This is a genomic window from Pseudoxanthomonas winnipegensis (assembly GCF_030322905.1).
GTDB classification, from domain to species: Bacteria; Pseudomonadota; Gammaproteobacteria; order Xanthomonadales; family Xanthomonadaceae; genus Pseudoxanthomonas_A; species Pseudoxanthomonas_A winnipegensis.
The window spans coordinates 609,255-631,852 of sequence record NZ_CP095475.1; the positions used below are offsets into that span (position 1 = coordinate 609,255).

Sequence of the window (22,598 nt, forward strand, 5' to 3'; positions counted from 1 at the left end):
CTCCTCAGATCTCCGTAGAGCGGAGCTTGCTCCGCTGAGGCTTTTCCCACGCACCGAACGAAGAGCAGCCGAGTCCCCAAAAGGGGATTGCCACAAGCTCCGCTCTACAGGGAGGAGCCGCTCCAATCCACGTCAGCAACGGATCAGGTGGTTGGTAGGTGCAGGGTCACGCACAGGCCGCCGCCTTCGCGGTTGTGCAGGGCGATGCGGCCGTCGTGGGCTTCGATGATCTCGCGGGTCAGCGCCAGCCCCAGGCCGGTGCCGTTGCGTTTGGTCGAATAGAACGGCACCAGCGCGTTCTGCAGCACGGCCTCGTTCATGCCGCTGCCGCGGTCTAGCACTTCCACGCGCACCTGGTTGCCCAGCGGCAGCACGCGCACGGTGACCTGGGCGGGATCGCCGCCGGATTCGTGCGCGTTCTTGACCAGATTGAGCAGGGCCTGGCCGAACTGCGCCGGGTCGATGCGGCTGTGCGTGTCCTGCGCGTGACCTTCGATATTGAAGCCGATCTGCTGCTGCAGCCCACGCAGGAAGGCGCCCCATTCGATCGCCTGCTTCTGCGGCTGCGGCAGCTTGGCGAAGCGCGCATAGCCACGGATGAATTCCTCCAGATGCCGCGCGCGTTCCTCGATGGTGGCGAACACGTGCTCGAGCTGGTCGTGGCGGCCGCGCCGCACCAGTTCGCCGCCCGAGTGCGCCAGCGAGGCGACTGGGGCCAGCGAGTTGTTGAGCTCGTGGCTGATCACGCGGATCACCTTCTTCCAGGTCTGCACCTCCTGGCGGCGCAGTTCGGTGGTCAGGCGCCACAGCTGCAGCAGCTCCTGCTGGCGGCCGTTGAGCTGGAAGCGGCGCCGCGCCAGGTGATAGATCTGCTCTTCGCCGCCTTCCTCATCGGCCGGCACGGCGAACAGGCTGTCCCCACCGCGCTGCAGGGCCTCCACCAGTTCGGGCTGGGCCTGCTGCAGCAGTGGCTCGAACGGCTGGCCCTCCATGCGCCGCCCGCCGTAGAGCAGCGTGCGCGCGGCCAGGTTGGCGAACACCACACGCATGCCGCCATCGCCACCCGGCGCCAGCAGCAGCATCGCCACCGGCGAGTGCTGGACCATGCTGTCCAGCAGCAGTTCGCGCTGCGCCAGGCCCTGGCGCTGGCTGCGCAGCACCTGACCCAGTTCCTCGTGCGAGGTCACCAGGCCGGCTAGTTCGTCGTGGCCCTGCCAGTGGATGCCGAAGTTGAACTCGCCGTCGCGATAGCTGTTGACCGAGCCGGACAGCGCGCGGAACAGCGACTGCACCGGCGCCAGCGCCTGGTGCAGCATCCACGCCGCCAGTGGCAGCAGGAGCGCGGCGCTGATCACGCCGACCAGCCAGTCGTCCTCGAGCCACTGCCGCAGCGTCAGCGGCAACGCGATGGCCGCCACGCCCAGCGGGATCAGCCACAGCAGCAGGCGGCCGGCGAGCGAGTGCTTCATGTCGGGCTCTTGATGCCGTGGCGCTCCATGCGCCGGTACAGGGCCTGGCGGCTCAGGCCCAGTTCGCTGGCGGCCTGGGCGATGACGCCGCCGGCGCGAGCGATGGCCGCTTCGATCTGCGCGCGGTCCGGTTCCTGGACCGGCGCATGCGTGCGCACGGGTGCGGTGGCGACCGGCAGATTCAGGTCGGCCGCCTCGATGTGGGCGCCGGGGCTGAGCAGGCTGGCGCGCTGGATCACGTTGCGCAGCTCACGCACGTTGCCGGGCCAGGGATGACGCAGCAGCGCGGCGCGCGCCGAGCCGCCGATGGGCTTGTCGGCGAAGTGCGCGGCCAGCGGCAGGATGTCGCCGGGGCGGTCGGCCAGCGGCGGCAGCGCCAGCTCGATCGCGTTGAGGCGGTAATAGAGGTCTTCGCGGAACGCGCCGTCGCGGATCATCGCCGGCAGGTCGGCGTTGGTGGCGCTGATCACACGCACGCGCACGCTGCGCTCGCGGTTGGAGCCCAGACGCTCGAACTTGCCGGTCTCCAGTACGCGCAGCAGCTTCATCTGGCCGGCCAGCGGCAGGTTGCCGATCTCGTCCAGGAACAACGTGCCGCCGTCGGCCGCCTCGAACTTGCCTTCGCGCGCCTTGTTGGCGCCGGTGTAGGCGCCGGCATCGGCGCCGAACAGCTCGGCCTCGATCAGCTCGCTCGGCAGCGCGCCGCAGTTGAGCGTGACGAAGGCGCCATGGCGGACCGCGGAGTTGGCCTGCACGATCTGCGCGATCTTCTCCTTGCCGCTTCCGTTGGGGCCGGTGATCAGCACCGGCAGGTCGCTGCGCGCCACCTGGCAGGCCAGCGCCAGTACGCGCTCGCTGGCCGGATCGTTGAACACCACGCCGCACAGCTCGTACTTCTGCTCCAGCTGCACGCGCTGCAGGCGATCGCGCGCGCGGCGGCGGTCCAGTTCGGCGCGCGCCTCGGACAGCTCCAGCAGCGTATTGACCGTGGCCAGCAGGCGGCGGTCGTCCCAGGGCTTGCCCATGTAGTCGGCCGCGCCGGCCTTGACCAGCTCCACCGCCGCTTCCAGGTGGGTCCACGCGGTCAGCAGCACCACCGGCAGGTCGGGATGGCGCGCGCGGATCTGCGCGAACAGCGCCTGGCCCTCCTCGCCGCTGGTGGTGTCGGCGGAGAAGTTCATGTCCTGGATCACCAGGTCCACCGCCTCGCGTTCCAGCAGCGCCAGGCCCTCTTCCGGCATGGCCGCGTGCAGCGTGGCGATGTCGTGCAGCGAGAACAGCACGTTCAGCGCCGTGGCCACGGCCGGGTTGTCGTCGATGATCAGCAGAGTGGGCATGGTGGAGCGAGAAGTGAGTGGGTGGAGCGAGGAGTGAGGAACAAGCGAGGGCGCGCGCGGGGATCAGTGTTTTGACTCACGCCTCACCCCGCTCCGCTCACTGCTGCCTCAAGGCCTTGACCGTGGCGCCGCCCTGGACCAGCAGCAGGTGGCTGACACGGTCGGACGCGTCGAAGGCGAACTCCACGCGCGCGGCCTGGCCGTCGGTGTGGAACGTGGTTTCCGAATCGGCGATCAGCGTCGTGGTCGACCCGCCCTCGGGCTGCAGCTTCAGCACGTTGCCTTCGCGCCACACGCGCAGCGCCAGCCTGTCGGGGGTGACGTAGCGGCCGGTGTAGCCATCCAGCGTGTCCTGCGAGATCAGCACGCCCTGGTCCGGCGCGGTCTGTGGCGCGGCATGCAGCGGCGCCGCGCTCATGGCGGCGGCAAGCAGGAAGCACGCAGGCAGGCGCATGGAGAGTGTCCAGGAACGGGAACGGAGCCAGATCATGGCATGCGGCTCACTGGCTGCGGTGGCCATAGCTCAGCACGCGGGTGATGGTCCACTGGCCGTCGTGCTGGCGCCAGATGATGACGAAGTCCGCCAGCCCGTCGCACTGCTGCGATCCGGCCTGGCAGAAACGATGCTGGCCCTGTTCGATGGCGCCGAAGTCCTTGACCGGATAGACCTTCAGGCTGCCGGGTACCAGCTGGCGCGTGTAGCGGCCACAGGCATATTGCTTGGTGTTGGCCAGCATCGCATCGCGCGTCCAGGTCACCCCGCCGGTGTCGTGGTAGAACTCCACCGCCGGATCGAAGTACGCCGCATGGCGCGCCAGCTGCGCCGGATCCTGGCAGCGGTTGAACGCATCGAAGACCTGCGTATCGAGCGCGCTGATGGTGTTCTGCAAGGAGGAAGCTTCCGCGGCCGCCGCACCGGTCGGCTGGCTCGCCGCGAGGGCCAGGAACGCGCTCAGGATGGTGGCCTTCATTGTCGGACTCCTGTCCGGGAACCAAATTGGGTCCAGCTTAACGCGCAGGCCCTGGTGCAGCCGGGCGTGCGGGGCAACGACGCGGTGCATGTGAAGTATGCGCATCAGCGGATGGGGGCTGGCGGCGGCGGAGGGGGCGGCGGAGGCGGCGGCGGTGCCAGGTCGGCGATCTCGCCGCCGGAGAGCTGCACCACGCGCACGCGTCCGTCGATCCCGCGGACCTGCAGGACCACGCTCTCGCCAGGCCGAGCGCGCAGGGCCGCCAGCCACTGGCGGACGCTGCGCACCGGCGTGTCTCCGACCCGGGTCACCACGTCGCCCCGCTGCAGGCGGAGGGTGTTGGCCTCCAAGACGCGAACGCCGTCGGCGCCGTCGCGCAGGGCCAGCCGCCGGCCATCGCTGTCCCAGGTGAGCGAGCTGTCGTCGACGCGCAGATGACTTTCGTGGTGGCTGGAACGGTCGGCCGGAGCGGCGGCGAGCGCCGCGGGCGCGGCGCAGGCCAGCAACAGGGCGAGCAGGACAGGGCGTGGCATGGTCAAGGTCTCCTCGAGATGGACATGGCTCACCCGGCCCGCGTGGCGATGGCCGGCGGCACACGCGTGGCGCGCAGGGCCGGCCCCAGCACGGCAAGCTGGCCCAGCGCCCAGAGCAGCGCTGCGCCGATGGGCAGGTAGAACAGCGGCAGGCGGTCCAACTCGTACTGGCGCATCAGCAGCTGGTTCAGGCCGTAGGCCAGCAGCATGCCCAGCACGACGCCGGCGCCGACGATCAGGAAGTTCTCGGCCTGGAAGTGGCGCAGGATGTCGCGCCGCGTGGCGCCCACGGCCCGGCGGATGCCGATCTGACGGGTGCGTTGGCCGACCCAGAAGTTGGCCAGGCCGCCGATGCCCAGCGCGGTGACGAACAGCAGCGCCAGCGAGGAGGCGAGCAGCAGGCCGAGCATGGTGGTGTCGCGCTGGAAATAGTCGTGGCGGATCTGGGTGTACGTCCGCTGCCCGTCCTCCGGAATCAGCCTGACGGGTCCCGCCTTGTCGAGGGCGATGGCAGCGGCGTGCAGGACGCGCTGGCGATCCTGCGGCGCGCTGCGCAGCACGTAGGTGCTGGAGAGCTCCGCGCGGTCGCGCGCGGTCAGCATCACCATGTGGTCGTCCACACCGATGCCCAGCACCGGGCTCAGGATGTCCTCGATCATGCCCACGACGGGGACAGGGCCCTGGAAGCCGTAGAGCTGCTTGCCCACCGGGCTTTCCCCGGGCCACAGGCGTTGGGCCAGGGTCCGCGAGACGATCACGGCGGTGATCTTGTCGGCCCCGCGCTCGGCGGCCGTGAAGTCGCGGCCGGCCAGCAGGCGCAGCCCCAGCGTCTCCAGCATGCCGTCCGATCCGCTGTAGATCGACATCGAGATGCAGCCGGCGATGCCCTGGGTACCGCGCGCGGCCTTGGCCCGGTCGAAGTCCGCCTGGGAGGCGCAGGCGCCGGACATGTCGATGTTGCTCGACAGCGGCAGGCTGCCGCCGTCGATCGCCGCGGCGGCCTTGACGCCGTCGAGGGCGCGCAGCGCCGCCAGGTCGGTGCGCTGCTGAGCGGCAGCGTTGGCCGATTCGTCCAGACCGCGCGCGCTGACCACCGACAGTTCATCCTCGATCAGGCCCGATGGCGTGGTGATGCGCTGGATGCGCTCGACCAGCAGGAAACCGGCGTTGATGACGATGGCGCAGGTCAGGGCGACCTGCAGCGTCAGCAGCATGGCCGTCAGGCGATGATGGCGCAGCGCCGAGAGAATGGGCTTGAGCGGCAGGGCCATGGTCAGACTGCCTTGATCTGCAGGGCGGGGGAGATGCGGCTGGCGCGCCAGGCCGGGATCAGGCCGGCCAGCAGCGTGGCGACGATGGCCAGCGCGACCGAGGCCGCCAGCATGCTGGTATCCATCTGCGCGATCCGGGCATAGCCGTCCGGGCGCTGGCGCACGCTCCACAGGCCGAGCTGAGCCAGAACGCTTCCCAGTACGCCGCCGGCCACGCCGATCAGTGCCGCCTCGCAGCCCAGCTGCAGCAGGATGTCGGACGCACGTGCACCGAGCGCGCGCCGCACGCCGACCTCGCCGCCGCGCCGCAGGAATTTGGCCAGCAGCAGCGCGACGATGTTGACCAGGCACACGATCAGGAAGCCGATCGCCAGCCACAGCTGCAGCTGCACCTCGGACGGCACCAGCTTCTTGTGGCCCAGCCAATCCATCAGCGGATAAAGCCTTGCGGTCTCGGGACCGCGCTGGAAGCGTCCGCTGGCATGCTCCTGGGCCGCGTAGTCGTGCAGGAAGCGCCGGTAGTCGGCGACCTGCTGCGGCGTCTCCAGTTCCACCCACATCTGCAGCCAGGTCATGCTGGGCGAGCGCAGCGTGTCCTGCATCTCGGTGTCGGCCCAACTGGAGCGGTTGCCCGAGATGTCGAACTTCAGTTCCATCGCCGTGGACAGCGGCAGGAAGAAGTCGTCGGCCTCGCCGAAGGACCGGCCACCGCCCAGGTCCACGTAGAAGCGCGGCTGCGGCGACCAGGGCGCCGCGACGCCCACGATGCGGAAGGCCGTGTCCTTCAGGCGCACGCTGCGGCCCACCACGTCGGTGCTGCCGAACAGCTTCATGGCCAGGTCGCGTCCCAGCACCACCACGCGGGCCTGCTGCGCATCGTCCGCCGCGGTCCAGCCGCCGCCGTGTTCCAGCGGCACGCCGAACAGGTCGAAGAACTGCCAGGTGGTGTAGCGCCCGCTGCGTTCGGTAGGGCGACCAGCCGCGTCCAGCGGCCAGACCAGTAGCCCGCCGCCGGCCATGATGGCCTGGCGCGCGGGCTTGCCCTGGCGCAGCAGGGCCATCGCGTCGGGCCAGGTCAGGTTGTCGGCCGGATTGCCCCAGGTACTCTTCGGATAGTCCGCCGGCAGCGGATCCAGCGTGGGATAGAACAGCACGCCGCTCTTGGCCGGAATCGGATCCTGCGTCATGACATGCAGGACCGTCAGCATGGTCATGCTCGCACCGATGCCCAGGCCGATGGCGCACACCATCAGCGCGGTCATCACCGGCGTGCGGCGCAAGCTGCGCAGCGCCAGGCGGAGGTAGTAGGCGATCACGTTCGGATTCCTCGTGACATGCGGTGAGTCGGCATCACGCCGAGCGCGTGGCGATGGCCGGCGGCACCGCCGCGGCGCGGCGCGCGGGCCAGAGCACGGCGATCTGTCCGAGCAGCCACAGCAGCACCGCGCCCACCGGCAGGTAGATCAGCGGCAGGCGCGGCAGTTCGTACTTGCTCATCAGCAGCTGGTTGATGGCGTAGGCCAGGACCATGCCGAGCACGATGCCGAGGGTGGCCAGGATGAAGTTCTCGGTCTGGAAGTAGCGCAGGATCTGTCCCTTGGTCGCGCCCAGGGCGCGGCGCACGCCGATCTGGCGGGTGCGCTGGGCGACCCAGAAGCTGGCCAGGCCGACGATGCCCAGCGCGGTGACCACCAGCAGCGCCGCGCTCACCGCCACCAGCAGCCAGGCCATGGCGCGGTCGTTGCGGTAGTAGCGCGCACGCTTGTCTTCCATCGTGCCGGTGCCGCCCTTGCTGATGATGCGGGTGGGGCCATGCGAGGCGATGACCCGCTGGGCCTGCGCCAGCACCGCCGCGCGCTGGGCCGGGTCGTGCACGCGCAGGGCATAGGTGCCGCCATCGCTATAGGTGACGCGCGAGGGGAACAGCATGCTCATGTCGTACTCGGCCGCCGGCGCGCCGCCGTCGCGCGGCCTGGGCAGATGCTCGACGATGCCGACGATCCGGTGCGGCTTGTTGCCGAAGACGTAGATCGACTGGCCGACCGCGCCCTGATCGGGGAACAGGCGCTGGGCCAGCGCCCGGCTGACGATCACCGACGGAATCCAGCCGTCGCCGTCGTCCACGTACTCCGACGCGGCGAAATCGCGGCCTTCCAGCAGGCGCAGGCCGAGGGTCTTGAGCCCGTCTTCGGACACCATGTAGTTGGTCGTGCTGAGAGTCGAATCCTCCTGGTCCGGGCGCAGCTTGATGCCGCTCATCCACACCGAGCTTCCGAACGGGATCTGGTTGACCACGGTGGCCGAATCCACGCCGGGAATGGCCCGCAAGCCGTCCAGATCGGCCCGGGTGACGGCCTTGGCCTCCTCGTCCTTGGTGATGCCGTTGGCCTTGACGAACACCAGATGCGTCTCGTCGAACCCACTGGGCCGCTGCATATGGTCCAGCCGATTGCCGATCAGGAACAGCGCGTTGCACACGATAGCGCAGCTCAGCGCGATCTCCAGCACGATCAGGGCGGCGGCGGTCTTGTGGCTCAGCAGCGTGGAGAGGATGGGGCGGATGTCCATGGGAGGCCTGTGCGGGAAGTGAGTGGAGAGAAGTGAGGAGTGAGCGGTAGAGGAGGAGGTCTGGAGCGTCTGGCCGTTGCCCTGGCTCGCGTCTCACTGCTCCGCGCTCACTCCTGCCTCACTGCGTTTTCAGCTGGATGGCGGGGGTGACCTGCATCGCCCGCCAGGCGGGCAGGACGCCGGCGATGAGGCTGCTGACGATCGCCAGGACGAAGGTCGCCAGCAGCATCGGCAGGTCGAGCCGCGCCAGGTCGGCGTAGTCGGTCGGCTGATGGCGCACCGCCCACAGGCCCAGCGTCGCCAGCCCCAGGCCCAGCACGCCGCCGGCCAGGCCGACGGTGCCGGCTTCGATCAGGCACTGCAGGAAGATGTCCTTGCGCGTGGCGCCCAGTGCGCGTCGCACCCCGACCTCGCCGCCGCGGCGCAGGAACTTGGCCAGCAGCAGACCCACCGTGTTGAGCAGGCACACGCCCAGGAAGCCCAGCGCCAGCCAGGCCTGCAGGCGCACGTCGCTGGGCACGACCTGGTTGAAGTCCAGCCAGGTCATCACATCGCTCAGGCGCACGTTGGTGGGCCGCTGGAAGCGGCCGGCCGCGTGCTGGCGGTCGGAGTAGTTGGTCAGATAAGCGCGGTAGTCGGCGACCTTCTGCGGGGTGTCCAGCTGTGCCCAGTACTGCAGCCAGGCGCACGGCTGGTTCGGGCCGGTGGCGCCTTCCGGATCCTTGTCGTCGCCATCGCCCCAGCAGTTCATGTTGCCGCTGCTTCCCCAGTGCAGATCGCGCGAGGTGGAGAACGGCACGTAGATCTCCTCCGACTCGCCGTTGTAGCGGCCGTTGGTGAGGTCGTAGAAGCGCGGGTTGGGATTCCAGTCGCCGACCACGCCGATCACGCGGAAGGCGGTCTTGCCCAGCTGCAGCGTGCGTCCGGTCGGGTCGGCGTTGCCGAACAGCTTCTGCGCCAGCGCGCTGGACAGCAGTACCACCCGCGCCCGCGCCGCATCGTCCTCGCCCGTCCACGCCCGGCCCTGCACGACGGGCACGTCGAACATCGGGAAGAAGTCGGCCGAGGTGAAGCGCGCCTCCAGCACGAACGGCGTCAGCCCGGGCGTGTCCGGCTCGATCGCCACGCTGCCCGCGCTCATCACCGCCTGACGGTCGGCGCGCTTGTCGCGCAGCAGCGTCTCCGCGTCGAAGCGGGTCATCTGATCCAGCGGATCGCCACCGGGCTTGTAGCCGGCCATCGGCCGCGGGTCCATCTGCACGTAGAACAGCTTGTCGCTCTTGGCGGGAATCGGATTGCCGGACAGCACGTGGAATACCGTCAGCGTGGTCATCGACGCGCCGATGCCCAGCGCCACGGCCAGCACCATCAGCGCGGTCAGGACCTTGTTGCGCCTGAAGCTGCGCAGGGCGAGGTTGAAGTAATAGGCGAACATGGGCTCTCCGGAGGGTCAGGCGCTGCGGGTGGCGACAACGGGCGGAATGGAGGCGGCGCGCAGGGCCGGGCCGAGGACGGCGAGCTGGCCCAGCAGCCAGACCGCCACCACGCCGGCCAGGACGGTCTTCGCGTCGAGGCGGTCCAGTTCGTAGTGCTGCATCAGCCACTGGTTGAGGACGAAGGCCAGCAGCGCGCCGACCGCCACGCCGCCGCCGACGATCAGGAAGTTCTCCAGCTGGAAGTAGCGCAGGATGTCGCCGCGGGTGGCGCCCAGCGCGCGGCGGATGCCGATCTGCTTGGTGCGCTGCTGCACCCAGAAGCTGGCCAGTCCGCCCACGCCCAGTGCGGTGACCGTCAGCAGGATGCCCATGATCGTCAGCAGCATGCGGTTGGTGGCCGCATCGTTGCGGAACTGCTGCTCGCGCAGGCTGGTCATGGGTTCCACGCGCTGCTGCACATGACCGGGGTTGGCCTGCTGCATGGCGCGGGCCGCCAGCGGCAGGACCTGGGCCAACTGCCCGGGCCGGCTGCGGATCATGTAGCCGCCGCCCAGGCCCTCGCCGGCCACGCGGAACTCGGTCAGCACCGCGTCGGCGTCCTCGGCGCGGCCGGTGATCGCCGCGCGCACCGGTGCCACCACGCCGACCACGCGCAGGCTGACCGGCGTTCCGAAGACATTGGCGTGCAGGATCTGGCCGATCGCCGACTGGCCCGGGAACAGCTTCCCGGCCAAGGGTGCGGTCAGCAGGGCAGGCATCTGCCGGCTGGCCGAGGGCGTGGTGGCCGGATCGCCCGCCAGTTCGGCCACGCCAGGCAGTTCGGCGTCCTGGATATCCCGGCCTTCGACGATACGCACACCCAGCGTGCGGTTGAGCCCCTGGCTGCCGGCGAACACATACGCCTGCGCCAGTGGCTGCTGCGCATCGACGCTGTCAAACAGGCTGATGCGATCCACACCCCAGAGCGGCGGTCCGCCGTAAGCCGCCGACATCACGCCCGGCACCGACTGCAGCGTGGCCAGATTGCTGCCGGCGGTACCGGGGTTGTCCGCGCCGATCACCCCGATGCTCTGGATCACGGCGATATCGGACTCGGGGACGCCGGTGGGCGTGCGGGCGCGCTGCAGATTGCCCGAGACGATGAACACCAGGTTGCACAGGACCGCCAGGGTCAGGGCGATCTCCAGCGCCAGCAGCAGGGCGGCGGCGCGATGGCTGCGCAGCGCGCTGAGGATGGGCCGGACGGTATCGAAGGGACTCATAGCGACTTCACCTGCAGGGCGGGGGCGATGCGCGACGCGCGCCAGGCCGGCCACACGCCGGCCAGGCCCGCCGCGGTGACCGCGATGAGCAGGGCGACGACCAGCATCTGCGGGTCCAGGTGCACCGAAGCGGCGTAGCTCATGGGTTGCTGCCGCACCAGCCACAGGCCGAGCCAGGCCAAGGGCAGGCCCGCCGCGCCTCCCAGGGCGCCGATCAGCGCCGACTCGGTCATGCACTGGGCGAACACCGCCCTGCGGCTGGCGCCGAGCGCGCGGCGCACGCCCACCTCGCCGGCCTTGCGCATGAACTTGGAGACCAGCAGTCCCACCGCGTTGACCAAGCACACCAGCAGCACGCCGAAGGCGATCCAGGTCTGCATGCGCACCGTCGGTGGTACCACGCGCTTGTAGTCCAGCCAGTCCACCAGGCCACGCAGGCGCACGTTGGGCGCGCGTTCGAACCGACCCAGCTGACGCTGCTGGGCGCTGTAGTTCTCCAGCGTCCTGCGATAGGCCGCCGCCTGCGCCGCATCGTCCAGCTGCACCCAGAACTGGGCCCAGGTGCAGTTCGGCGTCTTGGGATCGTGCAGCCCGTTGCCGCCCTGGCCCCAGCAGGCCATCGGCCCGTAGCCGTAGTCCTGGGGCAGCTCCAGCCAGGTGAAGAACGGCATGTACAGCTGCGCGGCCTTGCCGAAGGCGCTGGAGTTGAGATCGTAGAAGCGCGGTTGCGGGTTCCAGTCCTCGATCACGCCGACCACGCGGAAGTTGCGTGTGGCGATCACCAGCGTGCGCCCGACGCTGTCGGCGCCGCCGAACAGCGCATCGTTGAGCGAACGGGTGATCACCACCACCTGCGCGCGCTTGGCGTCGTCGGCCTGCGACCAGCCCGCCCCGTAAACGAAGGGAATGTCGAACATCGCGAACAGGTCGGCCGTGGCCGCGCGCGTGTCGCGCATGGTCAGCGGGCTGCCGGCCGCATCCAGCCGCGTCGGCAGCCAGTTGGCGCTGGTCAGCACGCGCCGGCTCGCGCCCGGAAGCGCATACAGGTTGACCGCATCCTGCCAGGTCAGATCGTCGGGCGGCTCGGGGTTGGCGCCGGGCAGCCGCGCCGGACGCGGGTCGACCTGCGGGTGATAGAGCACGCCACTGCGCGAAGGCAGCGGATCGCCGGAGAGGTTGTGCAGCACCGTGAGCATCGTCATCGACGCGCCGATGCCCAGCGCGATGGCCAGCACCATCAGCGCGGTCAGCACCTTGTTGCGCCTGAAGCTGCGCAGGGCCAGTTGGAGGTAGTAGGCAAGCATGGCGTCGTCCCTGGCTCAGGCGCTGCGCGTGGCGATCGCCGGCGGCACGGCCGCGGCGCGACGCGCGGGCCACAGCACGGCCAGCTGTCCCAGTGCCCACAGCAGCAGCGCGCCGACGGGCAGGTACCACAGCGGCAGTCGCGGCAGCTCGTAATGGCGCATCAGCAGCTGGTTGAGCGCATAGGCCAGGCCCATGCCAAGCACGATGCCCAGGGTGACCAGCAGGAAGTTCTCGATCTGGAAGTAGCGCAGGATCTGGCCGCGGGTCGCGCCCAGCGCGCGGCGCACGCCGATCTGGCGGGTGCGCTGCGCAACCCAGAAGCTGGCCAGGCCGATGATGCCCAGCGCGGTGACCAGCAACAGCAGCGCGCACAGCGCCAGCAGCAGACCCATCATGTCGCGGTCCTTGCTCATGTAGTCGCTGCGCCATTCGTCGTAGGTCTTGCTGTCCATGATCAGGCGGTTGCTGGCCACGCGCTCGAGCGCGGCCACCGCCTGGCGCAGGACCTGCGCACGCTGGGCCGGGTCGCGCACCCGCAGCACGTACAGGCCGCCGTTCTCGTAGGGGGTGCGCACCGGGATCAGCATCGAGTAGCCGGTGTCGCCATTGACCGTGTTGGGCCGGCGCAGCCGCTCGACCACGCCGACGATCAGCATCGGCACGTTGGCCATGTAGACCTTGCGGCCGACCGCGCTTTCGCCTGGGAACAGCTTATTGGCCGCCTCGTGCGAGACGATCAGCGGCATCGTGCGCAGCGGCACGCCCTTGTTGCCGTCCACCTGCTTCATCAGCTCGGACCAGTCCATGTATTCGTCCGCCGCGAAGTCGCGCCCCGCCGCCAGGCGCAGGCCCAGGGTCTTCAGCGTGCCTTCGGCGCCGGTGTAGAAGGCCGCGCTGAGGGTGGGGATCTTCTGATCCGGCTGCGTGGCCAGCGAGGAGTTGTTGGAGCCGCGGCGGAACGGCAGCTGATTGACCAGCGCCACGCTGGCCACGCCGGGGATCGCGCGCAGGGCGCCCAGGTCCTGCTGGGTCAATGCATCGACATCGGTCTGCGGGCCCACGCCGCTGAGCGAGACGGTGACCAGCTGCTGCTCGTCGATCCCGCTGGTCTCGCGCAGCGCCTCCCAACGCTGGCCGACGATGAACAGCGCGTTGCAGATGATCGCGCAGGTCAGCGCGATCTCCACCACGATCAGCGCGGCGGCGGTCTTGTGGCGGCGCAGGGTGGACAGGATGGGGCGGATTTCCATGGAAGTCCCGGAGCTAGGAACGAGCGGAGAGGAACGAGGAACGAGCGGGAAGAAGCGAGGCGCGCGTGCGAGGCTGCGAAGCGTCGGAGGGACGAACGGGTGGCGGTGCTCGCTTTCGTTCCTCTTTGCTCTCCACGCGTTCCTCGCCCTACTGTGTTTTCAACTGCACCGCAGGCGTGATCTGCATGGCACGCCAGGCCGGCAGCGCGCCGGCCAGCAGGCTGGACAGCAGCGCCAGTACGAAGGTCAGCAGCAGCATCGATCCATCCAGGTGGGCCAGTTCGGCGTACTGCGTGGGACGGTGGCGGACCACCCACAGGCCCAGTTCCGCCAGGCCCAGGCCGATCACGCCGCCGACCAGCCCGATGCTGCCGGCCTCGACCAGACACTGCTTGAAGACTTCCGTGCGGCTGGCGCCCAGCGCGCGGCGCACGCCGATCTCGCCGCTGCGGCGCAGGAACTTGGCCAGCAGCAGACCGACCGTGTTGACCAGGCAGACCAGCAGGAACGCCAGCGCCAGCCACAGCTGCAGGCGCACATCGCCCGGCACCGCCTGCTGGTAGTCCAGCCAGTCCATGACATCGCGCAGCCGCGCATTGGGCGGGCGCTGGTAGCGGCCGGCGTCCTTCTGCTGCTGCGAGTACTGGTTCAGGTAGGCCTTGAAGTCCGCTGCCTGCGAGGCGCGCTCCAGCTCCACCCAGTACTGGATGAAGGCGCAGGGCGCCTCGCGCGCGGTGGCATCGGAGGTGACGTTGTCGCCGTAGCAGTTCATGTTGCCGCTGCGCGACTGGTGCAGACCCAGGGCGGTCTGGAACGGCTCGAAGACCTGCTCGTGGGTGCCGTAGGTGCCCACTGCCAGGTCGTAGAACAGCGGCTGCGGATCCCAGGTGTCGATCACGCCGACGATCTGGAAGTCGTGCCCATCCAGGCGCAGCGTCTTGCCGGTGCTGTCGGCACCGCCGAACAGCTTGTCGTTCAACGTCCGCGCGATCACCACCACGCGCGCCTGACCGCTGTCGTCCTGCGCGGACCAGCCGCGGCCGTAGACGAAGGGCACCTCGAACATCGCGAAGAAGTCGGCCGAGGTGTAGCGCGCGCTGAGGACGAAGGGCTTGATCGCCGTGCCCTCCGGTTGGACGGTGACGCTGCCGCCGGTCATCATGGCCTGGCGCTTGGCGCGCTTCTGCGCCAGCAGCGTCTCGGCGTCGTAGCGGCTCATGTCGGGCTGCGGTTCCTCGCCCGGCGTGTAGCCGTCGATCGGAAACGGGTCGAGCTGCGCGTAGAACAGCCGGTCGCTCTTGCCCGGGATCGGGTCGCCGGAAAGAACATGGAACACGGTCAGCGTGGTCATCGACACGCCGATGCCCAGCGCCACGGCCAGCACCATCAGCGCGGTCAGGACCTTGTTGCGCCTGAAGCTGCGCAGGGCCAGGTTGAAGTAGTAGGCGATCATGGGCGCTCCGTAAGGGTCAGGCGCTGCGGGTGGCGATGGCGGGCGGCACGGCCGCGGCGCGACGGGCGGGCCACAGCACGGCCACCTGGCCGATCAGCCACAGCACCACCGCGCCGGCGGGCAGGTAGGCCAGCGGCAGTCGCGGCAGCTCGTAGCGGCTCATCAGCAGTTGATTGAGCGCGTAGGCCAGCAGCATGCCCAGGCCGATGCCGATGCCGACCAGCAGGAAGTTCTCCACCTGGAAGTAGCGCAGGATCTGGGCTCGCGTGGCGCCCAGCGCACGGCGTACGCCGATCTGGCGCGTGCGCTGGGCCACCCAGAAGCTGGCCAGGCCGATGATGCCCAGCGCGGTGACCAGCAGCAGTGCGGCGCAGACCACGCCCAGCAGGCCGATCATGTCGCGGTCGGCGCTGAAGTAATCGGCGCGCACGTCCTGGTAGGTCTCGTTGTTGAGCACCAGGCGGCTGCCGTCGATCCTGTCCAGCGCCGCCAGGGCGGCCTTCATCACCTCGTCGCGGCGCGATGGGTCGCCGACGCGGATGATGTAGCGTCCCATGCTGTTGTAGTTGTCGCGGATCGGCAGCAGCATCGAGTAGGTGCGGTTGCCGCCGTTCAAGGTCGGGCGGGTGAGGGTCTCGACCACGCCGACGATGTGCAGCGGCGTCTGCGACATGTACACCGTCTTGCCGACGGCCGGCTCATTCGGGAACAGCTTCTTGGCCGTCGCGCTGCTGATGATGATGGACGCGGCCACCTTGCTGAAATCGATGTCCGGCTTGTTCAGCTCGGTGCCGAGCAGGTACTCGTCTGCGTTGAAGTCGCGTCCCGCGATGAGCTTCAGCCCGAAGGTCTTGATCGCGTCGCGGCCGACGCGGTATGCCGCCGCGTTGAGGGTGTTGTCCGCCTGGTCGGGGGTGAGGCTGAGACCGCTGTTCGAGGAGCCGTTGCGAAAAGGCAGCTGGTTGCTGGTGGTGACGGCGACGACGCCGGGGATGGCGCGCAGGGCCGCCAGGTCTTCCTCGGTGCGCGCATCGGCGTTGTCGTCCTTGCCGACCCCGCTCAGGCGGATATGCAGCAGCTGGTCCTCGGCGATTCCGCTCGGCAGGTTCAGATTGTCGATGCGCTGGGAAATCAGGAACAGCGCATTGCACACGATGGCGCAGCTCACCGCGATCTCGAGCACGATCAGCGCGGCGGCGGTCTTGTGCCGGCGCAGGGCCGAGAAGATGGGGCGGATTTCCATGGGATCCTCTTGCGGCGAGGCGTGAGTGGGTCGGGCGCGAAGGGCGATGCGGGGCGGTGGAGCGTCACTCCTGTCTCATTGCGTCTTGAGCTGTACCGCCGGAGTGATCTGCATCGCACGCCAGGCGGGCAGCAGGCCCGCGAGCAGGCTGGCGAGCAGGGCCAGGACGAAGGTCAGCAGCAGCATCGTGCCGTCCAGTTGGGCCAGCGCCGCGTACTGGGTCGGGCGATGGCGCACCGCCCACAGGCCCAGCTCCGCCACGCCGAGGCCCAGCACCGCACCCGCCAGGCCGATGGCTCCCGCCTCCACCAGGCATTGCTTGAAGATCTCGCTGCGCGCCGCGCCCAGCGCGCGGCGCACGCCGATCTCGCCGCTGCGGCGCAGGAACTTGGCCAGCAGCAGGCCGACGGTATTGAGCAGGCAGACCATCAGGAAGCCGAACGCGAGCCAGAGCTGCAGCCGCACGTCGCCCGGTACCACGTGGTTGTAATCCAGCCACTGCATCACGTCGCGCAGGCGCGTGTTCGGGTCGCGTTCGAAACGGCCCGCCGCCTTCTGCTCGCGCGAGTAGTTGTCCAGGTAGGCTTTGAAGTCGGCCGCCTGCGCGGGGCTCTCCAGCTCCACCCAGTACTGCGTCCAGACGCAGGGAGCGTTGAGGTCGCGCGGATCGTTGGTGGGGTTCTTGCCGAAGCAGTTGGTGGTGCCGTTGCCCCAGAGCTTGAGCTCGATGGCGGTCGAGTAGGGCGCGAACAGCTGCTCGTCGCTGCCGTAGCTGCCGACGTTGAGGTCGTAGAAGTGCGGCTGCGGCGCCCAGTCGTCGGCGACCCCGACGATGCGGAAGTCGTGATCGCCCAGGCGGATCGTCTTGCCGGTGCTGTCGGCGCCGCCGAACAGCTTGTCGTTGAGCTTCCTGGAGATCACCGTCACGCGCGCGCGGGCCTGGTCGTCCGCCGCGCTCCAGCCGTGGCCGTACAGGAACGGCACCTCGAACATCGGGAAGAAGTCCGATGAGTTCCAGCGCGTGTCGATCACGAACGGCTTGAGGCTGTTGTCCGCCGTCTGGACGGCCGCGCCACCGCCGGTCATCAGCGCCTGGCGCTTGGCCTTGCCCTGGCGCAGCAGTGCTTCGGCGTCGAAGCGCGTCAGCTGTTCTTCCGGTTCCTGGCCGGGCTTGTAGTTCGCCGCCGGCTCCGGGTCGAGCTGGACGATGAACAGCCGATCGCTCTTGGCGGGGATCGGATCGCCGGACAGCACATGGAACACCGTCAGCGTCGTCATGGTGGCGCCGATGCCCATGGCGATCGCCAGCACCATCAGCGCGGTCAGCACCTTGTTGCGCCTGAAGCTGCGCAGGGCCAGGTTGAAGTAGTAGGCGAGCATGGCGGTCCTTAGGCGTCAGACAGCGCGGGTGGCGACGACGGGCGGAATCGAGGCGGCGCGCAGCGCCGGCCCCAGCACGGCCAGCTGGCCCACGCCCCACAGCAGCACCGCGCCGATGGGCAGGTAGAGCAGCGGCAGGCGCGCCAGTTCGAAGTACTTCATCAGCAGCAGGTTGCCGCCGTAGGCCAGCAGCATCCCCAGCACGATGCCGCCGCTGGCCAGCAGGAAGTTCTCGGTCTGGAAGTAGCGCAGGATGTCCGTGCGCGTGGCGCCCAGCGCGCGGCGGATGCCGATCTGCTTGGTGCGCTGGGCCACCCAGAAGCTGGCCAGCCCCACGATGCCCAGCGCGGTCACCAGCAGCATCGCGGCGATCACCGCCACCAGCAGCCCGGCCATGGCGCGGTCGGGACGGAAGTAGGTCTGCCGCAGCTCGGAGAGCGGTTGGCTGTAGCGATCGTCAAGCAGGGTCTGCGGAATGACCTGCGTGATCCGAGCGCGCACCTGTTGCAGCAAACGCGGCAGCTCTTTGGGATCGGCGCGCAGCACGTAAACGCCCGACTGCGAGTCGTTGCGCACCGGCACCACCACGGACCAGTCGGTGCCGATCATGCCGTCTTCGCTGCGGCCGGGGTCCGGTCGGGAAAGATGCTCCAGGATGCCGATGACGCGATAGTGGCCGGCCCCCCAAAGCTCCTTGCCAAGCGGATCCTGCCCCGGCCACAGGTGCTCGGCCAAGGCGCGGGTGATCAGCACGTTCGCCGCGTTGGGCGCGAACCGATCGAAGGACTGATAGTCCTCATCGGAGAAGCCGCGGCCGCGCACGGGCGTCAGCCGCAGGGCGGCCATGGCACCGGCGTCGGCCGTGTAGAAGTGCGGCACGCCGCCGACGTGATCGCACTGTTGGTCCAGGCAGACGCCGGAGTTGCCGGCAGGTGCGGTGAAAGGTAGCGAATTGATCGTGCCGACCGCCTGGATGCCGGGCGCCCCGCGCACCACGTCCAGGACGCGTGCGTTGAGTTCGGTATGGCTGCCGCAGGCATCGCAGCCGGACAGCGCTACGGTGGCCAAGGCCTTCTCGTCCACGCCGCTGTCCAGGTGCAGCAGGTCCAGACGCGTGCTGATCAGGAAGAACGCATTGCACAGGACCGCGCAGGCCAGCGCGATCTCCAGCGCGATCAACATTGCGGCGATGCGGTGGCGGGTCAGCGCGGAGAGGATGGGCTTGATCTGCATGGCGGCGTCCTTACAGCGCTTTGAGTTGCATGGCCGGCGCGATGCGGCTGGCGCGCATGGCGGGGAACACCCCGGCCACCACGCTGCAGGCGATCGCCGCGGCGAAGGTCAGCAGGAAGCTCCACAGGTTCATGCCGATCATGTCGGCGTATTCCACGGGCTGCTGACGCACCACCCACAGGCCCAGCAGCGTGAGCATCCAGCCCAGCACGCCGCCGATCAGTCCGATCATGCCGGCCTCGGCCAGGCATTGGCCGAAGATATCCTTGCGGGACGCACCCAGCGCGCGGCGCACGCCGATCTCGCCGCTGCGGCGCAGGAACTTGGCCAGCAGCAGACCGATGGCGTTGAACAGGCACAGGCCGAGGAATGCGACGGCCAGCCACGATTGCAGGCGTGCATCGCTGGGCACGACCCGATTGTGATCCAGCCATTGCGGCAACGACTGCAGCCGCGCGGTCTCGCTGATGCCGATACGCCCGGCCGCCTTCTGCTGGCTGGCATAGTCGGACAGCAGGCGCCGGTACTGCGCGACCTTGAGCGGGTTGTCCAGTTCCACCCACAGCTGCAGCCACACGCAGGGGGCCGTGGTCAGGTTCATCGGCGTGGGCGCGCTACCGAAGCAAGTCCACGGCTGCATGTGCTGGCCGTTGACTTCCAGCGCGCTGGACATCGGCATGAACACGTCCTGCGGCTTGCCGTAGAAGCTGGCCGTGTCGCCATGGGCGAAGCTGCCGCCGGCCAAGGTGTAGAACTGGGGCGAAGGGCGCCACGGCGCCAGCACGCCGACGATGCGCACATCGGCGTCGCGGATGCGCAGGTGCTGGCCGACGCTGTTCTTCCCCGCGAACAGGCGGTTGTTCAGATCGGCCGAGATCACGGCCACGCGCGCGTGGTCCTCATCGTCCTGCGCGCTCCACGCACCGCCGTGCGCGAATGGCACCTGGAACATCGGGAAGAATCCGGACTGCGTGGACAGCATCTGGGTCATCAGGGCCGGGGTGCCGGCGTCGGCCGCGCGCAGCTTGACTTCGCTCTCGGCCACCATGGCCTGGCGATCCGGGCGCCCTAGGCGCCACAGGTCCATCGCGGTGATGTAGTCCAGCTTGTCGAACGGACGCTGCCCGGGGCGCGAAGCAGGGCGAGGATCGAGCTGTGGGATGAAGATCGTCTCGCTCTTGCCCGGCAGCGGATCGCCCGACAGCAGATGCAGCACCGTCAGCGTGGTCATCGCCGCGCCGATGCCCACGGCGATGGACAGCACCATCAACCCGGTCAGCACCGGGTTGCGGCGCAGGCTGCGCAGGGCCAGGGCCAGGTAGTAGCCGAACATCGCCGCGAACCTGTGGCTCAGGCCTGCGCGGAAGCGGCCGGCGCGGCGCCGGACATCAGCGACGCCTCGCGCACCAGGTCGGTGGCCTGGCCGTCGACGATGTGCACGTTGCGCTGGGCGCGCGCGGCCAGTTCCGGGTCGTGGGTGACCATGACGATGGTGCTGCCGGCGGCGTTGATCTCCTCCAGCAGCTCCATCACGCCGCGGGCCATCTGCGAGTCCAGGTTGCCGGTCGGTTCGTCGGCCAGCAGCAGGCGCGGGCTACCGGCCAGGGCGCGGGCGATGGCGGCGCGCTGCTGCTGACCGCCGGACAGTTCGGCCGGGTAGTGCTTCATGCGCGAGCCCAGGCCCACGCGCTCCAGCGACTCGGTGATGCGCTGCTTGCGTTCGGCCGCGGCCATGCCGCGGTAGCGCAGCGGCACATCGACGTTGTCGAACAGGTTGAGATCGGGGATCAGGTTGAAGCTCTGGAAGATGAAGCCGATCTTCTGGTTGCGCAGCTTGCTGCGCGCGTTGTCGTTGAGATGGCTCACGTCCTCGCCGTCCAGGCGGTAGGTGCCGGAGGTGAAGGTCTCCAGCAGGCCTGCGATGTTGAGGAAGGTGGTCTTGCCCGAGCCGGACGGCCCGGTGACGGCGACGAACTCGCCTTCCTTCACGTGCAGGTCCAGCGAGCGCAGGGCGTGGGTCTGCACCTGCTCGGTGCGGAAGACCTTGGAGACGGCGTGCATTTCGAGCATGGCGGAGTCCTTCGTTGGAATGAATGGCGTGGGGCGGTGGGTACTGCGATGTCTGTAGAGCGGAGCTTGCTCCGCTGCCGCATGACCGGCGGAGCCTGTAGAGCGGAGCTTGCTCCGCTGTGGCATGAACGGCGGAGCCTCAGCGGAGCAAGCTCCGCTCTACCGGGTGACTTGCATCAATGCACCGTCACCCGCGGTGCATCGCCGAACTGGTCGGCGCCGGAGACGACCACGCGGTCGCCTTCCTTCAGACCGGAGAGGATTTCGGTTTCCGACAGGCTCGACACGCCCAGCTGGACCGGCTGACGCTGGGCGCTCGAACCATCCATGACGTAGGCGTAGCGGCCGCCGGACTGTTCGACGAACGGGCCGCGCTCGACCTTGAGCACGTTCTTGCGCGTGTCCAGCAGGATGCGCGCGCTCATGCGCTGGCTCTGGCGCAGGCCCGGCGGCTGCTGGCCGTCGAAGCGCACGCGCGCGGTGACCTCGCCGGCGACGACCTCGGGCGAGACGGCCGAGATCTTGCCGGGGAAGGGTTCGCCGCTGCCGGAGGTCAGCTGCGCCGGCACGCCGATGGCCAGGTCGCGGGCGAAGCTCTCCGGCACCTTGATCTCCACTTCGAACTTGGACAGGTCCACCACCGAGAGGATCGGCGCGTTGATCGCCACGTTGGTGCCCTGGGCGATCTGCACTTGGCCGACCTGGCCGTCGAAGGGCGCGCGCAGGGTCAGCGCGTCGACCTGGCGCTGCAGTTCCTCCACCACGGCCTGCTGGCGCTGGGCCAGCAGCTGCTTGTTGCGCGCATCCAGCTGCGCGGCCTGCTGCTTGAGCGAGGCGTCTTCCTGGGCGTGCTGCAGTTCGATCTCGGTCTTGGTCAGGGTGTCCTGGGCCTTGGCCAGCTCCACCTGCGGCAGCGCGCCGGCGTCATAGGCGCGCTGGTAGCGTTCGACGTCGCGCGCGGCGCCCTGGCGGTCGATCTTGCCCTGGTCGACCAGCTTGCTCGCCTCCGAGCGCGCCTTGGCCACGTCCAGCGTGGCGCGGCTGGCCTCGGCCTCCATGCCGGCCAGGGTGGATTCCTCCTGGGCCAGCTTGCTGCGCAGGGCCGGGCTGTCGATCACCGCCAGCGCGTCGCCCTTCTTGACCACGTCGCCGGCGACGACCTTCAGGCTGACGGTGCCGCCGTCGATGGCGTACAGGGTCGGGCTGTTGGCGGTGATGACGCGGCCGTCGGCGGCCAGGTCGCGCACCAGGTCGCCGCGGGTGACCGTGGCGATGCGCACGCGGCTGGCGTCGAACGAGCGTCCGCCCGCAGCCCAGCCCATCACGACCCAGACCAGGGCGGCGGCCAGCACGGCCACGCCGCCGCCGATCAGGCCCCAGCGTTTCCAGCGCTTGCCCTTGCCGGTGTCGACCACCACGTCCTGGGCGGCGGTATCGCGGATACGGAAGGGGTTGTCGGTCTGTTGCATGGACACGGGGCACGCCTGCTGGGAAAGCTGCGCTTCATCACGCACGGGGCGTGCCAACTGCAAGTGCTTGATCTGCAAGCTGTCCGCGCCGCGGACAGTGTCCGACCGGACACTTGGGTTGTCCGGGCGGACAGCGCATGCCCTCTCCTGTTGGCCGAACAAGAAGGGGGGCTTGCATGAGATTTTCCTCCCGCGGCACTGCGCGCCTTTGCCCCCTCCCTTTGGCCGAAGGCCAAGGGGAGGGCTGGGGAGGGGTTGCTCTTCGCCGGGAGGCAAAGGCAAAAGCACCCCCTCCCAACCTCCCCCTTCGCTGCGCGGAAAGGGGAGGGGCCTGGCTCGCGGTCTGTC

Annotated in this window: 18 protein-coding genes and 1 pseudogene; all 19 read right to left on the reverse strand. The window is 69.2% G+C overall.

The features are described 5' to 3' along the window. Positions 1-143 precede the first annotated feature (143 nt). Entirely contained in the window at positions 144-1,469 is a 1,326-nt protein-coding gene (locus tag MWN52_RS19585) for a sensor histidine kinase (RefSeq protein WP_379653965.1), read from the reverse strand. After that, positions 1,466-2,806 (reverse strand): sigma-54-dependent transcriptional regulator, encoded by a 1,341-nt coding sequence (locus MWN52_RS02575; RefSeq protein WP_286576462.1) that lies wholly within the window; start codon positions 2,804-2,806, stop codon positions 1,466-1,468. Before MWN52_RS02575 ends, MWN52_RS19585 begins: the two co-directional genes overlap by 4 nt. Positions 2,807-2,903: 97 nt before the next feature. After that, on the reverse strand, positions 2,904-3,260 hold the full coding sequence (locus MWN52_RS02580; RefSeq protein WP_286576463.1) for a hypothetical protein: 357 nt from the start codon (positions 3,258-3,260) through the stop codon (positions 2,904-2,906). 46 nt (positions 3,261-3,306) lie between these two features. Next, positions 3,307-3,777 (reverse strand): nuclear transport factor 2 family protein, encoded by a 471-nt coding sequence (locus MWN52_RS02585; RefSeq protein ID WP_286576464.1) that lies wholly within the window; start codon positions 3,775-3,777, stop codon positions 3,307-3,309. A gap of 104 nt (positions 3,778-3,881) precedes the next feature. After that, positions 3,882-4,310 carry a PDZ domain-containing protein gene (locus tag MWN52_RS02590; protein WP_286576465.1) on the reverse strand — a complete coding sequence of 143 codons (429 nt, stop codon included), beginning with the start codon at positions 4,308-4,310 and terminating at the stop codon, positions 3,882-3,884. A gap of 29 nt (positions 4,311-4,339) precedes the next feature. Beyond that, entirely contained in the window at positions 4,340-5,581 is a 1,242-nt protein-coding gene (locus MWN52_RS02595) for an ABC transporter permease (protein WP_286576466.1), read from the reverse strand. A 2-nt stretch (positions 5,582-5,583) separates the two neighbouring features. Beyond that, entirely contained in the window at positions 5,584-6,897 is a 1,314-nt protein-coding gene (locus MWN52_RS02600; protein ID WP_286576469.1) for an ABC transporter permease, read from the reverse strand. A gap of 34 nt (positions 6,898-6,931) precedes the next feature. Continuing rightward, the gene (locus tag MWN52_RS02605) at positions 6,932-8,149 is read right to left on the reverse strand and encodes an ABC transporter permease (protein ID WP_286576472.1); all 1,218 of its coding nucleotides are present in this window, start codon (positions 8,147-8,149) and stop codon (positions 6,932-6,934) included. Positions 8,150-8,267: 118 nt separating this feature from the next. Further along, positions 8,268-9,584 carry an ABC transporter permease gene (locus tag MWN52_RS02610; protein ID WP_286576474.1) on the reverse strand — a complete coding sequence of 439 codons (1,317 nt, stop codon included), beginning with the start codon at positions 9,582-9,584 and terminating at the stop codon, positions 8,268-8,270. 15 nt (positions 9,585-9,599) lie between these two features. Next, on the reverse strand, positions 9,600-10,847 hold the full coding sequence (locus MWN52_RS02615; RefSeq protein WP_286576476.1) for an ABC transporter permease: 1,248 nt from the start codon (positions 10,845-10,847) through the stop codon (positions 9,600-9,602). Further along, complete coding sequence (locus MWN52_RS02620) at positions 10,844-12,151, reverse strand: ABC transporter permease (protein WP_286576477.1); 1,308 nt, start codon at positions 12,149-12,151, stop codon at positions 10,844-10,846. The genes MWN52_RS02615 and MWN52_RS02620 overlap by 4 nt, the downstream gene beginning before the upstream one ends. 15 nt (positions 12,152-12,166) lie before the next feature. Then, a complete protein-coding gene (locus tag MWN52_RS02625; RefSeq protein ID WP_286576478.1) occupies positions 12,167-13,402 on the reverse strand; it encodes an ABC transporter permease in 1,236 nt (411 codons plus the stop codon). A 148-nt stretch (positions 13,403-13,550) separates the two neighbouring features. Then, positions 13,551-14,855: an ABC transporter permease gene (locus tag MWN52_RS02630; RefSeq protein WP_286576479.1), complete on the reverse strand. Its 1,305-nt coding sequence runs from the start codon at positions 14,853-14,855 to the stop codon at positions 13,551-13,553. A gap of 16 nt (positions 14,856-14,871) precedes the next feature. Then, complete coding sequence (locus MWN52_RS02635) at positions 14,872-16,098, reverse strand: ABC transporter permease (protein WP_286576481.1); 1,227 nt, start codon at positions 16,096-16,098, stop codon at positions 14,872-14,874. Positions 16,099-16,173: 75 nt separating this feature from the next. Further along, positions 16,174-17,478 carry an ABC transporter permease gene (locus MWN52_RS02640; RefSeq protein WP_286576484.1) on the reverse strand — a complete coding sequence of 435 codons (1,305 nt, stop codon included), beginning with the start codon at positions 17,476-17,478 and terminating at the stop codon, positions 16,174-16,176. A gap of 15 nt (positions 17,479-17,493) precedes the next feature. Continuing rightward, complete coding sequence (locus MWN52_RS02645) at positions 17,494-18,711, reverse strand: ABC transporter permease (RefSeq protein ID WP_286576486.1); 1,218 nt, start codon at positions 18,709-18,711, stop codon at positions 17,494-17,496. Positions 18,712-18,721: 10 nt separating this feature from the next. Then, complete coding sequence (locus MWN52_RS02650; RefSeq protein ID WP_286576487.1) at positions 18,722-20,044, reverse strand: ABC transporter permease; 1,323 nt, start codon at positions 20,042-20,044, stop codon at positions 18,722-18,724. 17 nt (positions 20,045-20,061) lie between these two features. Then, the gene (locus MWN52_RS02655; RefSeq protein WP_130530516.1) at positions 20,062-20,781 is read right to left on the reverse strand and encodes an ABC transporter ATP-binding protein; all 720 of its coding nucleotides are present in this window, start codon (positions 20,779-20,781) and stop codon (positions 20,062-20,064) included. 176 nt (positions 20,782-20,957) lie between these two features. After that, positions 20,958-22,106, reverse strand: a pseudogene (locus MWN52_RS02660) (efflux RND transporter periplasmic adaptor subunit); the annotation flags it as partial. Between the last annotated feature and the right edge of the window lie 492 nt (positions 22,107-22,598).

What these genes read in the sequence shown, in the direction of transcription:
- MWN52_RS19585 (WP_379653965.1), bottom strand. Translation starts at nt 1,469, where the DNA reads ATGAAGCACTCGCTCGCCGGCCGCCTGCTGCTGTGGCTGATCCCGCTG.
- MWN52_RS02575 (WP_286576462.1), bottom strand. Translation starts at nt 2,806, where the DNA reads ATGCCCACTCTGCTGATCATCGACGACAACCCGGCCGTGGCCACGGCG.
- MWN52_RS02580 (WP_286576463.1), bottom strand. Translation starts at nt 3,260, where the DNA reads ATGCGCCTGCCTGCGTGCTTCCTGCTTGCCGCCGCCATGAGCGCGGCG.
- MWN52_RS02585 (WP_286576464.1), bottom strand. Translation starts at nt 3,777, where the DNA reads ATGAAGGCCACCATCCTGAGCGCGTTCCTGGCCCTCGCGGCGAGCCAG.
- MWN52_RS02590 (WP_286576465.1), bottom strand. Translation starts at nt 4,310, where the DNA reads ATGCCACGCCCTGTCCTGCTCGCCCTGTTGCTGGCCTGCGCCGCGCCC.
- MWN52_RS02595 (WP_286576466.1), bottom strand. Translation starts at nt 5,581, where the DNA reads ATGGCCCTGCCGCTCAAGCCCATTCTCTCGGCGCTGCGCCATCATCGC.
- MWN52_RS02605 (WP_286576472.1), bottom strand. Translation starts at nt 8,149, where the DNA reads ATGGACATCCGCCCCATCCTCTCCACGCTGCTGAGCCACAAGACCGCC.
- MWN52_RS02610 (WP_286576474.1), bottom strand. Translation starts at nt 9,584, where the DNA reads ATGTTCGCCTATTACTTCAACCTCGCCCTGCGCAGCTTCAGGCGCAAC.
- MWN52_RS02615 (WP_286576476.1), bottom strand. Translation starts at nt 10,847, where the DNA reads ATGAGTCCCTTCGATACCGTCCGGCCCATCCTCAGCGCGCTGCGCAGC.
- MWN52_RS02620 (WP_286576477.1), bottom strand. Translation starts at nt 12,151, where the DNA reads ATGCTTGCCTACTACCTCCAACTGGCCCTGCGCAGCTTCAGGCGCAAC.
- MWN52_RS02625 (WP_286576478.1), bottom strand. Translation starts at nt 13,402, where the DNA reads ATGGAAATCCGCCCCATCCTGTCCACCCTGCGCCGCCACAAGACCGCC.
- MWN52_RS02630 (WP_286576479.1), bottom strand. Translation starts at nt 14,855, where the DNA reads ATGATCGCCTACTACTTCAACCTGGCCCTGCGCAGCTTCAGGCGCAAC.
- MWN52_RS02635 (WP_286576481.1), bottom strand. Translation starts at nt 16,098, where the DNA reads ATGGAAATCCGCCCCATCTTCTCGGCCCTGCGCCGGCACAAGACCGCC.
- MWN52_RS02640 (WP_286576484.1), bottom strand. Translation starts at nt 17,478, where the DNA reads ATGCTCGCCTACTACTTCAACCTGGCCCTGCGCAGCTTCAGGCGCAAC.
- MWN52_RS02645 (WP_286576486.1), bottom strand. Translation starts at nt 18,711, where the DNA reads ATGCAGATCAAGCCCATCCTCTCCGCGCTGACCCGCCACCGCATCGCC.
- MWN52_RS02650 (WP_286576487.1), bottom strand. Translation starts at nt 20,044, where the DNA reads ATGTTCGGCTACTACCTGGCCCTGGCCCTGCGCAGCCTGCGCCGCAAC.
- MWN52_RS02655 (WP_130530516.1), bottom strand. Translation starts at nt 20,781, where the DNA reads ATGCTCGAAATGCACGCCGTCTCCAAGGTCTTCCGCACCGAGCAGGTG.